16 protein-coding genes are annotated in these 13,476 nt (G+C 61.4%); 6 read left to right on the top strand and 10 right to left on the bottom strand.

What is annotated here, in order from left to right; genetic code table 11:
- Positions 1-689: 689 nt before the first annotated feature.
- The 10 genes from AC07Q9_RS28575 to AC07Q9_RS28530 form a co-directional block, all read right to left on the bottom strand.
- Positions 690-1,178: an HAD family hydrolase gene (locus AC07Q9_RS28575; protein ID WP_495312622.1), complete on the bottom strand. Its 489-nt coding sequence runs from the start codon at positions 1,176-1,178 to the stop codon at positions 690-692.
- 28 nt (positions 1,179-1,206) lie between these two features.
- Positions 1,207-1,869: a hypothetical protein gene (locus tag AC07Q9_RS28570; RefSeq protein WP_495312621.1), complete on the bottom strand. Its 663-nt coding sequence runs from the start codon at positions 1,867-1,869 to the stop codon at positions 1,207-1,209.
- 166 nt (positions 1,870-2,035) lie between these two features.
- A complete protein-coding gene (locus AC07Q9_RS28565; protein WP_495312620.1) occupies positions 2,036-2,617 on the bottom strand; it encodes a DUF4303 domain-containing protein in 582 nt (193 codons plus the stop codon).
- Between the two features lie 166 nt (positions 2,618-2,783).
- On the bottom strand, positions 2,784-3,230 hold the full coding sequence (locus tag AC07Q9_RS28560) for a DUF6386 family protein (protein WP_495312619.1): 447 nt from the start codon (positions 3,228-3,230) through the stop codon (positions 2,784-2,786).
- Positions 3,231-3,263: 33 nt separating this feature from the next.
- A complete protein-coding gene (locus AC07Q9_RS28555; RefSeq protein ID WP_495312618.1) occupies positions 3,264-3,605 on the bottom strand; it encodes a hypothetical protein in 342 nt (113 codons plus the stop codon).
- 41 nt (positions 3,606-3,646) lie between these two features.
- Positions 3,647-3,979: a peptidyl-tRNA hydrolase gene (locus AC07Q9_RS28550; protein WP_495312617.1), complete on the bottom strand. Its 333-nt coding sequence runs from the start codon at positions 3,977-3,979 to the stop codon at positions 3,647-3,649.
- Positions 3,980-4,511: 532 nt separating this feature from the next.
- On the bottom strand, positions 4,512-4,796 hold the full coding sequence (locus AC07Q9_RS28545; protein WP_495312616.1) for a hypothetical protein: 285 nt from the start codon (positions 4,794-4,796) through the stop codon (positions 4,512-4,514).
- A gap of 90 nt (positions 4,797-4,886) precedes the next feature.
- Complete coding sequence (locus AC07Q9_RS28540; RefSeq protein ID WP_495312615.1) at positions 4,887-5,363, bottom strand: Imm30 family immunity protein; 477 nt, start codon at positions 5,361-5,363, stop codon at positions 4,887-4,889.
- A 388-nt stretch (positions 5,364-5,751) separates the two neighbouring features.
- Entirely contained in the window at positions 5,752-6,339 is a 588-nt protein-coding gene (locus AC07Q9_RS28535) for a suppressor of fused domain protein (RefSeq protein WP_007836623.1), read from the bottom strand.
- Between the two features lie 63 nt (positions 6,340-6,402).
- Positions 6,403-6,666: a hypothetical protein gene (locus AC07Q9_RS28530; protein ID WP_495312614.1), complete on the bottom strand. Its 264-nt coding sequence runs from the start codon at positions 6,664-6,666 to the stop codon at positions 6,403-6,405.
- A gap of 1,134 nt (positions 6,667-7,800) precedes the next feature.
- Here AC07Q9_RS28530 and AC07Q9_RS28525 point away from each other — a divergent pair.
- Genes AC07Q9_RS28525 through AC07Q9_RS28500 form a run of 6 tightly spaced genes read left to right on the top strand, consistent with a single transcriptional unit; the run spans position 7,801 to position 13,429 of the window.
- Entirely contained in the window at positions 7,801-8,820 is a 1,020-nt protein-coding gene (locus tag AC07Q9_RS28525; protein WP_495312613.1) for a LacI family DNA-binding transcriptional regulator, read from the top strand.
- 28 nt (positions 8,821-8,848) lie between these two features.
- Positions 8,849-9,862, top strand: a complete 1,014-nt coding sequence (locus AC07Q9_RS28520; protein ID WP_495312612.1) for an ABC transporter substrate-binding protein — start codon at positions 8,849-8,851, stop codon at positions 9,860-9,862.
- Positions 9,863-9,878: 16 nt separating this feature from the next.
- Complete coding sequence (locus AC07Q9_RS28515; RefSeq protein WP_495312611.1) at positions 9,879-10,712, top strand: ABC transporter permease; 834 nt, start codon at positions 9,879-9,881, stop codon at positions 10,710-10,712.
- The gene (locus AC07Q9_RS28510) at positions 10,712-11,512 is read left to right on the top strand and encodes an ABC transporter permease (RefSeq protein WP_062480906.1); all 801 of its coding nucleotides are present in this window, start codon (positions 10,712-10,714) and stop codon (positions 11,510-11,512) included. The genes AC07Q9_RS28515 and AC07Q9_RS28510 overlap by 1 nt, the downstream gene beginning before the upstream one ends.
- Complete coding sequence (locus tag AC07Q9_RS28505; protein ID WP_139703304.1) at positions 11,502-12,575, top strand: ABC transporter ATP-binding protein; 1,074 nt, start codon at positions 11,502-11,504, stop codon at positions 12,573-12,575. The genes AC07Q9_RS28510 and AC07Q9_RS28505 overlap by 11 nt, the downstream gene beginning before the upstream one ends.
- Positions 12,572-13,429 carry a phosphodiesterase gene (locus AC07Q9_RS28500; protein ID WP_495312610.1) on the top strand — a complete coding sequence of 286 codons (858 nt, stop codon included), beginning with the start codon at positions 12,572-12,574 and terminating at the stop codon, positions 13,427-13,429. The genes AC07Q9_RS28505 and AC07Q9_RS28500 overlap by 4 nt, the downstream gene beginning before the upstream one ends.
- The last annotated feature ends 47 nt before the right edge of the window (positions 13,430-13,476 follow it).

The following is a 13,476-nucleotide window of genomic DNA, read 5'->3' as shown; positions in this document are numbered from 1 at the left end:
GGGTAGGGTTTTACGTGGGTCAGTCTTAGACGGAAATTACTGCGTTAGCTGGGTCAATTTTCGGCGGCAATCAACAAACAGACGTTCAAATGACTCTTACCGTTAACGAAATTCTTGAACGCTTCCCGACCTTCGATGGCAGGCTGACAGAAGTCGTAGGGCTACTGGCATGGAGATTCGAGAATCAATCTCTTGAGCACGCGGTGTGGGCCGAGCGGGGTGAACGCTCAACGCTATGGCTTGAGGTGGACAAGGAGACGCCCCTGCTGGACGCTGAACTGCTGACTCGCTGGGACGGAAAGAGGGTCATCGTCACTGGTGTTCTACGTGGGCCTGACCCAAAATTTGGCGGGTGTGGACACTTCTCACTGTGGCCGGCAGAACTACTGGTGCGGTCGATTCGGCGGGAGTAGCTTGACGCCAAGAAGTCAGCATCGCGCACAGAAGATGCCGTTGCCTTTGAATGACCGCTATCGGGATGAGCCTATGTCTGCAACGGGCCCATAGCCGAAATTGTCCCGTCCCGAAAGCCGACATCGCCGACGAGTTTCGTTAATGCTCTTCAAACAGAACTCTGCTTGTTCGCAACATGTGAGCGCTCCTGTCGGGCTTGTCGTGCCCGTACGTTTGAGATGAAAACGGCGCCGGGAGAATCTAGCTTCGGATTCAGGCCCTTGGCAAGAACAGACTCAGTCGAACAGTGCAGGAAAGTCTTCAAGTCGCCGTACAGCCGTCACGCCCGGCGAGACAGCGAGACCGTGTGGATTGAACCAGACACTTTGCACGCCGTATCGGGACGGTGCCAGCACGTCCGATACCAGCGTATCACCCAGCATTGCGATCTCATCAACTGCGACGCCCATCATGGTCGCAACGACACGCCAGAACTCAGGTGTGTCCTTCTTGACACCCAATTCGGTGAACGTGAAGACATCCGAGAAGTAGTGAAGCATTCCGCCGCGCTCCAAGGCCTGCTCGACCATCGGCTTTCGCGCCATCGTTGCGTTTGTGGCAATACACAGCGGGAAGCGCCCATGCAACCGATCAAGCATCTGCAAGGCGCCCTGAACCACATGAACCTCGGGCCATCGTGCCATCGGCAGATCCCGTGGGCCGTCATCGAGCATGAGCGTGTCGCCCCAGTCAAAGCAGATGATGCGGACCAATGCTGCGTTCATGCGTGGTGTGCCAGCTCCTATCTCATTTTTATTTCAATTGATTTGCCATTTCCTCCTTCAAGGTTGTGCTGAACAAAGTTCCTATTGCATCTGGAAAGAGGACCGGACTCTTGTCGCCATCTTTGGCGAGTGCTCCAACGATCGCCATGCCTAAACCTGCACCGACTCCCGCTTGGACTGGCGACATATTTGTTGGAGTGCTCTGGGTTGCTAGATTGATAAGTGCTGAATCATCCGGCATCGCCTTTTCACCGGGAGGTGAAGGAGGTACTCTAACTTTACTTACGCTTCTTAATGCCTCATCGAAGGTCAGGCCACGATCCAAGGACTGGGGTGGTTGCAGATAGTAGTAGAGGCGCGGCTGTTCCTCCGTGTTGCTCGGAATCCAGAGTCCTCCAATATATACGCGAAACCTACCATCTGCCTCGGCCAATACTGAAGGCACTTTGCCTCCATAAAAAGAGCCGACAGAATTTCTCTTCTCCAGGTAGTAGCTACCAGCAAGCAGAGCCGTATCTCTTTGGATCCCAAATCCAGGGGAGTATTTATAGGGTATGGGTGTTCTTATGATGAACGCGACTTTTTCATCATCGATGTTTTCGAGATCATTAAGTATGTGCCCTGCACAACCCGAAAGAAGTGCGATAGACGTCAAAGCTAGCATGCGGAGCGTGGTGATTTTATTTTTCATTTCACACTTACTCTTGAAAACGAGGTTCTGCAGTTCGGGTGAACTTTTAGTTGTCGTGGGATTGAACGTTCACCTAGGGATGTGGGCGCAAAGGATCCATGAGTCGGTCGACCTCACCGAAAAGCGTTCACGACGCCGCAGCCTCGGTTACAGGGATGCCGCCCTCTTATATATCTATGTATTTCCTACCCATTAAATTAAAAGCCTTTAACGCCTCTTTGTGCCATTCCGGCGAATTAACTAGTTCAGAAACGCTTTCCATCATCCGCAGTTCATTTGGACTTGGGTCGCCAAATTGAAGGCCAAAAAATGGATCTCCTATAAATTTTTTGCTCGAAAAATCCGAATCAGATTTCAATTTGAAAAAGGCATCGGATATCGAGTCAATCAAGCAATCCGTGGATATTTTTGTTAGATCTGCTGTCTTGGCATTGGGGTCGATAACCACGTCTTCAAAAACACCTTCGTACAAGGTGTTGTAAAAATCATCAACCAAATTGTTGGAATCTTTGAACAACTCGAACCCATAGTTGACGAACGGCCATTCTGTTGCGCTCAGCTTGCTAATAATTTTTTTCGCATCCGAGGTTGCCAAATTTTCGTTCTTCTTGTTTAGCGCCTCGAGGGTTGAAAAAGCCACGCCAAAGCTCGTACAGCCCGATGCACAATAAAGAGAGAATGAATAAATTGATGCATCGCAAATGCTGGCGGGAAGGCTGGCGATGACTTCTTTGCAGGAGCGGATCAAGCTTGTAGCGAGGCTCCTCTTGAATTCACATATGTACATGGGCGCGACTCCGTTGGATGTTTCGATCTACGTGCGAACGAACGCCTCATCGCGCTCTACCAGCCTGACCAGATCGAAAATTTCTGTTCGTTCCTCGATGACCGGCTTTGGCCGTCTGCCGTCGCGCTCACGTGCCCAGCCGAACTAGGTCGCCGAAAGAATTTGAGGCATCAAGGTCCGTCGCCGTCAATGAAACGGTGACCGCGCTACCTCGCTGCCGTGCACGGACCAAGTACGAGCCCGGCTCGGCATCGAAGAACACGTTTCCATATTCCGCTTCCGGCTCCAGACCAGCGGAGCTCATCATTTCGCCGGCGCCAAAAAAGAACCGCCCGCTGGTGTTCCGCACGACCAACTCCACGTCTGCGTCCGCTAGTTCTTCGTATGGCGCGACCTCGAGCTCATAGCACCCGTCGGCGCTGACGTTCATGAACGCAGCGTTCGCCCGGTTGACCTCAAGGAGTTCTTCCTGAGGCAATGACCACCAATCGGCATCTTCGTTGAGCCGGTGCCGCATGCACTCCGGGTCGAAAAGGACGATGGTGGCGGTGTTGGTTGTTACGGTTGTGAGCATCGCTCAATGTCTGGTGTTGGCCGAATGAAGACTTCATGCTTCTCGCGTCACGCCAGCAGTCGTAAATCCCCAGCGGAGCAAACCGCCCGGATGCTCGCACGCAAAGCTGACTTTGATCTTGTCATGGACAGGTTTTGCGTCGAATCCGCTAGCGCGGCACTGATCTCGAGGAAGAAGTTCAAGGCGATCTGACCATCGCTGGGCATGGTCTTCCCAAAGCACAGCCCACGGATGACTCACCGCCTCAAAAGACAACGCGGGAATCCTCTGGCTTGCTTCGGCTTCGACTGGAATTATGGAGAGCTGTCCATCCCGCCAATGAAGGCTGAGATCACATCCGTTGAAGTTCAAATTCAGCAATTCTTCAAGCGTCATCTACTCTCCTTCATCCAAGGACCGCTCTTGGCCGCCCCCTGTCATTCAGGCACAGCCGGAGGCAATGGGGCCTCCTTGTAGAGCCGAAGGAATTTGAACATCTTTGGCCATTCATCCCGAGGCTTGAAGACAATCGCCACCTCCCGATTCTCAAGTGCAGATTCAGTCAAGACCAGATGATCTGCGACCTGTTTGGCATTTTCAAACTCTTTGGCATTCGCCTTACAGACAGCCTTGAAAAAAGGGCCTGAAAGCCATTTCTGTATTTCCGGCTCGTTCTGAAACTTGAGATAGCCTGCCAAGGATGCATGAGCCACGGCGACCATAGCGAAGCCTAGCGGGATGTCGTCTCGGACAAGGATGTACATCTTCATCTGTCTATTCACGCTGCAAGCGTAGCGCTCCTCAGGCTGGGGTTAGAACTCCGTTGCAATCAGCCGCGACACTTCATGACCGGTTCTGGCCGACTGAAGCCGCAAAGGTGCTCAGAGCGTTGGACCAGACGCGGCGAGAAACGACACCAGAAAGCAGTGGCTCAGCTACGGTTGATCTCAACGGCAATGGCATTCGCGAGGGCCATCCTTAGAGCCTGTCATTGTCCTTGGATACACAAGAGCCATCACACCCTCCTTGCCTTGAGTAGCACAAGAATCATGGCATCGCTGCGCAGGTGAGCCGAACCACTTGTCCCCATAGAGGGTGAAAAGTACGCCAGCTAAGCCAAATGTGACGACGACGAGAGCCGCAACCAAATCACGTGGCATGCCGCGCTTCTTTCTCTGGTGCTTTTGCAATCAACTGCTCCAGTATCAGTGCCACCGCCTTCAACGACTGTTCCTGGCCGAATTTTGCCCGACGCGGTGAACGCCCGGTTCTGGCCGCGTCCTGCCTTTGAGAGAAAAAAAGCTAACGCAGTTTTCGGAAGTCTGAGTTGTAGATCGCCCATGCAGTCGCACGGCCCTCGGATTTCTCGCCACTCTCAAATGCTTCGTACATGCGCTGCAAATTTCCGTTGACTTCTTCTGCCAGCTCCCGGTCCCGCGTCAATCGCGGGTAAATGTATGACCATAGCTCTTTGAGGTCTGTCATATTGGTTTCGTATGTCCACCCGCACGACTCATCGTATTTGTCCGGCGCACGGCTTGCCGCCAGAGCAATAGCTCCTGCGAAGTCTTTCAGCTTTTCACTCAATGACATCAGATCCTCTTCGATCTTTCAGAAACTGAAAACTTGATACCACGCTGGCGCAGTGGAAGACCGCTTTTGGCCGACAACCGTCTGTCATGCAGTTTGCGCCGCGAGCATGACAGCAGTGGTTTGGGCCAAAAACGTTGGGCTTCGTTCGTTGATGCGCTCGCACAACCACAACGAAGCTTGCTTCGTCGGCGAATCGGCCTCACGAAGCTTTCGAACAAGCGCAGTTCGGGCAGACGCACTGTTCAGAACACGCATTAGCACTATCGAAGCCCACTTGGGAGCTCTCGCTCTCATGTCAGACAGGACCTGAAGAAGCTCTGCGACGTATTCAGCGTCGGTGAACGCCTCTGCCACATGGATGAGCGAGAACATGGCCTCGTCATAGTCGGCCTCGTCATCCAGTAATAGAAGCAGCGGACCAATATAGGCAGCAGTGGGACGGGCAACGAGGTCTGCCAGCGCTCGGTCAAGCGCTTGAACCGCGCCGGCACCGCGCATTGCAGCAGCACTCCGAACCTCGCGAATCGTGGCGTCAACTTCAGCAGCGCCAGTCATGTTCATTGCGCTCGATCATGGATATGAGTCCTCGATTTTGGATGGGTCCGCTGAAACCAAATGGTCGCGTCGGGGCGAATTCTGCCTCGCCGTCGACTGTCCGGTCTTGGCCGACGGCGGCTGCTCAGCCGGGGCCTTCCAGCTTGGCCGGAGACCTTGGGCCGCTTCCTCGCGAACCCGTGCGAGGGACGATTCCGAACTCATCTCCGCCTCGATTTCACCGATGCAGCCCCAGCAGTCCCCGCCGCAATCCAAGGACAGCGGGTCATCCTCTCGACCGAGCTCACGACCACAAATCCGGCAGTTCATTTGATGAATCGTGACACAAGGTTAAGCGACTGGTTTTGGCCGGCTTGTGCCGGCGGTCACACTCCTCTGGTGGGGCGCCCCTAGTTCAAGCCTCGATTCTTCCATCTCTGTTCCAGTCCAGCACGTCCGTTTGGCTGTCCTCCCACACGGTCTGCAGTCTTTCGTAGCCATAGCTTGAAACAATGCGGCGTTCGGATTCGGAAATTGGGACCGCCAGCAGAGGATGGATGAGGAACTCGCCGACTGTAGCCTTGGTCATACGTGAGTCAGTCCACTGATACGGCGGGATGAAAAGCACATGGGGCAACGTCGTCTCTGGTAGGTAGAAGGTCACCATCTCCTCAAACACGACACCCGGCGACGGCCGCCACTTGTTCTTGAGAACATAGAAGGCGATGGTCGCCAACACGTTTGCGTCGTGCTGAGCGCGACCACGATGGTCCAACAATATCTCTGTACGCAGCTCCTTGTCAGCAATCGCGCTGATATTTACATCCATCAGCCCAACGGTCGACAGCAGCGTTCCTTCTGTGTCGGTGCTGTTGAAGATGAGAATTGAGTGACCCTTGGTGTCGTCGTGATAGTTCGTCACGGACCACTGTCCAGCGGTCGAATCCTGCAGATGGGAGACCCATGCTTTGTAGCGGGATGGTGGGGCAACGTCATTGGTCAAGCTAACTGCTCCAGCGGTTGAATGACGAGAGTGAAAGACCGGTTGTGGCCGATAGAGGTCTACTCAACGAGACTCGAGAATCGCCGCGAGCCTGCGAAGCTCCGCGACAAGATATGGAACGTCTTGGCGTGCGCTGGCGATGAATGCGATGTCGTGATCTGATGCGCCACCCAGGTCCATTGAGCCATCGGCAGTAATGATGCAGCTTGAACCGCTGGTGTGATTTTCACCTTCGATTGATGCGACCCAAGGTCCTCGAGAGGTGGCCTCTACCCGCATCGCGATGAGATCGACTCGTCGTTCGTCTAACCATTGCCGGTTGCTCATTTTCTATGTCCTCGTAGCACCCGATTGCTGGCACATTCGCCTTGGCGAGGGGTTGAATTTCCGCAACCGGGTGATTTTCACTTGCAGAACCAATGTCCGGTCCTGGCCGACTGTAGCCGGTCGCGCCGCCGTCGTGAACGGGCCCACAGCAGTTGTTGAGGCCGGTTCCGCCTGACGGTCGAGGCTCCGCCCTGCACAGTCTTGCAAACGGTCAGGCGTAAACCTGTCGCAACGGCGGCTCTGACCGGCGCATTGAAGCGCTCGGCGCACTAGGCAATCGTTGCAAAGCGAGCAGCCGCTGTTCGGATGCCCGCAGTTAGGCGCGAGCGGCCTCCGTCTGAAAGCAAGTAATCACCCGGTTGTGATGCGTCTCGCAATATCCCAGATATTGCCCGCACGACTATGCGTGGTACGGATCTGCCGGAGATTGCCTCGCAGCCTCCGCGTCGACACCATCAGGTCCAGCCCGAGCCTAGCCGCGATAGGGAGCGAAGCGGACTGCTAGGTGTAGCTTGCTCACCTAGCCGGGGCACGTTGTAGAGGCATGCCGCTGCGCATATTTGTGGCCATAGCGCGTGCGCTCGCAAGAGCCTCTACGTCCGATTGAACAGCACGGTCGAACGACTTGGCGATGAACTCGCGGCGGGCACGGGAATCCCCAGCCCAGCGTTGAGCTGGGGTGGTGGGGCGCATTCTTGTAGCCATCCCAGTATTTTCCCCTTGTTTGTACGCGCAGATCTTCCTAGCTTGAGTTTTATCGGTCAGCGATCATCACTTCCGCCTGGCGTCGAAGAGCGGCGGCACCAGATGGCTCGGGATCTGAAGATCAAGATTCACACCTACGACTATCTGGTTGAGTCGGTGATCAGGTGCGCGTCGAGCAAGCCAGTAGCACGCCAGCTTGAATGGTCTGAGGCGCTCCCCGTCGCGCTGGCTCGACCAATCGGTAACGATATTCAGTCTTTTAAGCTGTTGATTCCATTGGCTTTTTGCATCAGCTAGACGAGTCCGTTGGGCCGCGTGCTGCGCCCGCGGCCCCGGGGTTCTCCCCACTTCCCTGCCCTGTCATCGCGAAGTCATACTGCGCCGGTCCAATGTAATCGATTACATGAACCCCACCACGGACCCCGCACGATGAGCATCCAAGCAGTAGCCGCCCAGGCCGGGGTCTCCGTGGCCACGGTCTCGCGCGCCTTCAATTTCCCCGACAAGGTGACCCCGGCCACGCGCGAACTGGTGGAGCGCGTGGCGCGCGAACTCAACTACCTGCCCAACGCCAGCGCCCGCACCCTGCGCACCCAGCGCAGCCGCACGCTCGGCGTGGTGCTGCCCACGCTGCTGAACCCAACGTTTGCCGAATGCCTGCAGGGCATCGCGCGCGCGGCCGTCGCGGGCGGCTACGCGATCCTGCCGGTCACCACCGGCTACCGGCTCGACGAGGAAGAGCGCGCCGTCCAGCTGCTGCTGGCGGGCAACGTCGACGGGCTGATCCTCGTGGTGTCGAACCCGTCCACCTCGGCCGCGCTGCAGCGCCTGCGGGCCGCCGCCGTGCCCTACGTGCTGGCCTACAACCGGCATGCCGACCACCCCTGCGTGTCGGTCGACAGCGAAGGCGCGGTGGCCGATGCGGTCACGCGCCTCGTGCTGCTGGGCCACCGGCGCATCGCGATGGTCAGCGGCACGCTGGCCGCCTCGGACCGCGCGCAGCAGCGCTACCGCGGCTACCAGCGCGGCATGGCCGAAGCCGGCCTTGCGGCGCCGCCGCTGGTCGAAGTGCCCTTCGTGGAAACCGCCGTCGATGCGCTGTGCGCGGAGCTGCGCCCGCGCAGCCGCCCCACGGCGCTGGTCTGCTCGAACGACCTGCTCGCCATCCGCAGCATCCGCGCCGCGCACTTGAGTGGCCTGGCCGTGCCCGACGACCTCAGCGTGGTCGGCTTCGACGGCATTGCGCTCGGCGAAGACCTCACGCCCGCGCTCACCACCATCGCGCAGCCCAACAGCGACATCGGCCGCCACAGCGTCGAGCTGCTGGCGCAGGCGATCGCCGGCGGCCGCGCGCTGCAGGCCGACGCGAGCCTGCTGCTGCCCCATGCCTTCCGAGACGGCGAGTCGTGCGCAAGTGCGCGCGAAGACAACGACGCCGCACTGTCCTGACCTCACCACCCCTCCCAGGAGTTTTTCCATGTCCCTGCGCTTTCACCGCCTCGCCCGCCTCGGCGTGCTGGCCGCCGCCCTCGTCGCCGCCAGCGGCGCCATGGCCCAGACCGCCATTTGCTACAACTGCCCGACCGAATGGGCCGACTGGGGCACCCAGCTCAAGGCCATCAAGGCCAGGACCGGCATCACCGTGCCGGCCGACAACAAGAACTCGGGCCAGTCGCTCGCGCAGCTGGTCGCCGAAAAGGCCAGCCCCGTGGCCGACGTCACCTACCTCGGCGTGACCTTCGCCGTGCAGGCCGCCAAAGACGGCGTGGTCGAGCCCTACAAGCCGGCCGCCTGGAAAGACATTCCCGACGGCCTGAAGGACCCGGCCGGCAACTGGTTCACCATCCACTCGGGCACGCTCGGCTTCATGGTCAACGTCGACGCGCTCAAGGGCAAGCCGGTGCCCAAGTCGTGGGCCGACCTGCTCAAGCCCGAGTACAAGGGCCTCATCGGCTATCTCGACCCCGCCTCGGCCTTCGTGGGCTACGTGGGCGCCGTGGCCGTGAACCAGGCGCGCGGCGGCACGCTCGACAACTTCAAGCCGGCCATCGACTACTTCAAGGCGCTGCAGAAGAACGAGCCCATCGTGCCCAAGCAGACCTCGTACGCGCGCGTGCTGTCGGGCGAGATCGCGATCCTGCTCGACTACGACTTCAACGCCTACCGCGCCAAGTACAAGGACAAGGCCAACGTCGCCTTCGTCATCCCCAGCGAAGGCACGCTGGCCGTGCCCTACGTGATGAGCCTGGTCGCCAAGGCGCCGCACGCGGCCGATGCCAAGAAGGTGCTCGACTTCACGCTGTCCGACGAAGGCCAGGCGATCTGGGCCAAGGCCTACCTGCGCCCGGTGCGCGCCAGCGCCATGCCCAAGGAGATCGAGGCGCAGTTCCTGCCCGCCAGCGACTACGCGCGCGCCAAGACCGTCGACTACGCCCGCATGGCCGACGCGCAGCGTGGCTTCTCCGACCAGTACCTGAAGGAAGTGCGCTGACCCGGCGCCGCGCGCGATGACACGCAGCACCACATCCTCCAACGCCTGGAACCCGCGCTGGCGACTGCTGGCCTGCGTCGCGCCGGCGGCCGTCTTCTTCGCGGCCTTCTGGCTGCTGCCGGTGGTGCGCCTGCTCGCGCTGCCGGCCGACAAGGGCGCCGCCACCTACTTCGCGGTGCTGACCGATGCGCGCTACCTGCACAGCATGGCCAACACCGTCGCGCTGTCGGTGGCGGTGACGCTGGCCACGCTGGTGCTGGGCGCGGCGGTGGGCATCTACCTCGCGCGCCATGCCTTTCCCGGCAAGCGCATGCTGCTGTCGCTGCTCACGCTGCCGCTGTCGTTCCCGGGCGTGATCATCGGCTTCTTCGTGATCCTGCTCGGCGGGCGCCAGGGCGTGGTGGCCGACCTGAGCGACGCGCTGGTCGGCGAGCGCATCACCTTCGCCTACGGCCTGCTCGGCCTCTTTTTGGCGTACCTGTATTTCTCGCTGCCGCGCGCCATCGCCACCTACGCCGCGGCGGCCGAGTCGATGAACACGCAGCTCGAAGAAGCGGCGCGTTCGCTCGGCGCCTCCAGGCTGCGCGTGGCGCGCGACGTGTGGATGCCCGAGCTCGCGCCCACCACGCTGGCCTGCGGCGCCATCCTGTTCGCCACCTCGATGGGCGCCTTCGGCACGGCCTTCACGCTGGCCAGCAAGTTCGAGGTGATCCCCATCACCATCTACAACGAGTTCACCAACTACGCCAACTTCGCGCTCGCCGCGTCGCTGTCGATCTCGCTGGGTGTCGTGACCTGGCTGGTGCTCTTCGTGGCGCGCCGCTTCGGCGCCAACCCGGTCGCCCGATGATGAAGACCCCTTCGCAACCCCGCGCCCCTTTCCTGCTCGCCATCACGGTGATCGTGAGCCTCTTCATGATCGCGCCGATGCTGCTGTCGGTGATGGCCGGCCTCGTCAACAACTACAGCGCGGGCCTCAAGAGCGGCCTCACGCTGCGCTGGCTCGGCGAGGTGTGGGAGAACTACGGCGGCACCGTCGGCTGGTCGCTCGCGCTGGCCGTGGCCTGCGTCGTGTGCACCGTGCTGATCGGCGTGCCCTGCGCCTACACGCTGGCGCGCAGCCGCTCGCGCGCGGCGCGCATCTTCGAAGAACTGCTGACCTTGCCGGTCGCGGTGCCGGGCCTGGCGACGGCGCTCGCGCTCATCCTCGCCTACGGCCAGCTCACGGCCTTCCGCCAGAGCTTCGCCTTCATCCTCGTGGGCCACATCGTCTTCACGCTGCCCTTCATGGTGCGCACCGTGAGCTCGGCCTTCCAGCGCGACGACCTGCTCGCGCTCGAAGAGGCCGCGCGCTCGCTGGGCGCGAACTTCCGCCAGCGCTTCATGGGCATCCTCGTGCCGGCGGTGTTCCCGGCCATCGTGGCCGGCAGCCTGATGGTGTTCACGCTGTCGGTGGGCGAGTTCAACCTCACCTGGATGCTGCACACGCCGCTCACGCGCACGCTGCCCGTGGGCCTGGCCGACAGCTACGCCTCGATGCGCATCGAGATCGGATCGGCCTACACGCTGGTCTTTTTCGCAGTGATCCTTCCCGTGCTGTGGGGCCTGCAGTACCTTGCCAACCTGATGCAGAAACGCCATGGAACTTGAACGCATCCCCGTCGATATCTCGAACTGCGCAAAGACGTACGCCGACGGCACGCGCGGCCTGCAGCCCACCAACCTCAAGGTGGAAGCCGGCGAAGTGCTCGCGCTGCTCGGCCCCTCGGGCTGCGGCAAGACCACGCTGCTGCGCCTCATCGCGGGACTCGAAGCGCCCGACGACGGCAGCCGCATCGTCTTCGGCGACCAGGACGTCACGCAGCGCCCGGTCGAGCACCGCGGCGTGGGCATGGTGTTCCAGAGCTACGCGCTCTTTCCGCAGATGACGGTGGCGGCCAACATCGGCTACGGCCTGCGCATCCGCGGCGTGTCGCCCGAGGAAGAGAAACGTGCCGTGGGCGAGCTGGTCGACCTCGTGCGCCTGGGCGGCCTGGAGAACAAGCGCCCCGCCGAACTCTCGGGCGGCCAGCGCCAGCGCGTGGCCCTGGCGCGCGCCGTGGCCGTGCGCCCGCGCGTGCTGCTGCTCGACGAGCCGCTGGCCGCGCTCGACGCCAAGCTCAAGGAATCGCTGCGCGACGAACTCGCCGAGCTGCTGCGCCGCCTGCACATCACGGCCATCCACGTCACGCACGACCAGCAGGAAGCACTGGCCATCGCCGACCGGCTCGCGGTGATGCGCGCCGGGCGCATCGTGCAGGTCGGGCGCGGCGAAGACCTGTACCGCGCGCCCGCGCACCCCTTCGTGGCCGAGTTCCTGGGCCGGGTCAACCGGCTGGAGCGCGCGCCCGACGCCATCGCGCAGGGCGTTGTCCGACTCGGAGGATCGTCGCTGCCCTGCCCCGCGCCCTGGCAGCAGCATGCGACGCTGCTGGTGCGGCCCGAAGACATCGAGGTCGGCGCGCCCCCGCCCGGCGAGGCGCCCGGCTGGGGCCGCGCCACGGTCGAACGCCGCACCTTCCTCGGCGACCGCGTGCAGCTGCACCTGCGCCTGCAGGACCAGCCCGTGCTGGTGGCTGACGTGGGGCGCGACAACCCCTTCGGACCGGGCGACGCGGTGGGCCTGCGCATCCCGGCCGACCGCCTGATGACCTCGCAGGAAACCCGCGCATGACCACGACCACGACCCCCAACACCTTCCTGGTCCAGCTGACCGACCTGCACATCCGCGAGCCCGGCCGGCTGGCCTACGGCCGCATCGACACCGCGCCGTACCTCGCGCGCGCCGTGCAGTCGGTGCTCGCGCTGCGCCAGCCGCCCGACGCGGTGGTGATCACCGGCGACCTGACCGACTTCGGCCGCGCCGCCGAGTACGACCACCTGGCCGCCCTGCTCGCGCCGCTGACGATGCCCGTCTACCTGCTGCCCGGCAACCACGACGACCGCGACCAGCTGCGCCGCAGCTTTCCGGGCCACGCCTACCTGGGCACGGGCGCCGACACGCACGGCTTCGTGCAGTACTCGGTACGCGTGGGCGACCTGCGGCTGCTCACGCTCGACACCTGCGTGCCCGGCGCCAGCCACGGCACGCTGTGCGACAAGCGCCTGGCCTGGCTCGAAGCCCAGCTCGACGCCTGCCGCCACGAGCCCGTGGTGGTCGCCATGCACCACCCGCCCTTCGAGACGCTGATCGGCCACATGGACGAGATCGGCCTGCTCGAGGGCGCCGACGCGCTCGAAGCCCTGCTGCGCCGCTACACGAACGTGGAGCGCGTGATCTGCGGCCACCTGCACCGCGCCATCGACGTGCGCTTCGGCGGCACCATCGCCTCGACCTCGCCAGCGCAGGCGCACCAGGTCTGCCTCGACCTGGCGCCCGACGCCGCCTCGGCCTGGACGCTGGAGCCGCCCGCCTTCCGCGTGCACGCCTGGTCCGCGGCCGGGCGCCGGCTCGTCACCCACCTGGCGGCCTCTGGCAGCTTCGAAGGCCCTTATCCTTTCCACGACAACGGAGCCCTGATCGACTGAAGCGTCTACTTGTGGAAAATGGGGCTGAAACGAATCAAAACGAAAAC

The organism is Variovorax sp. GW821-FHT09A10, assembly GCF_059418385.1.
Note: the sequence above shows the minus strand (reverse complement) of the source record. Positions and strands in the feature narration are given on the sequence as shown.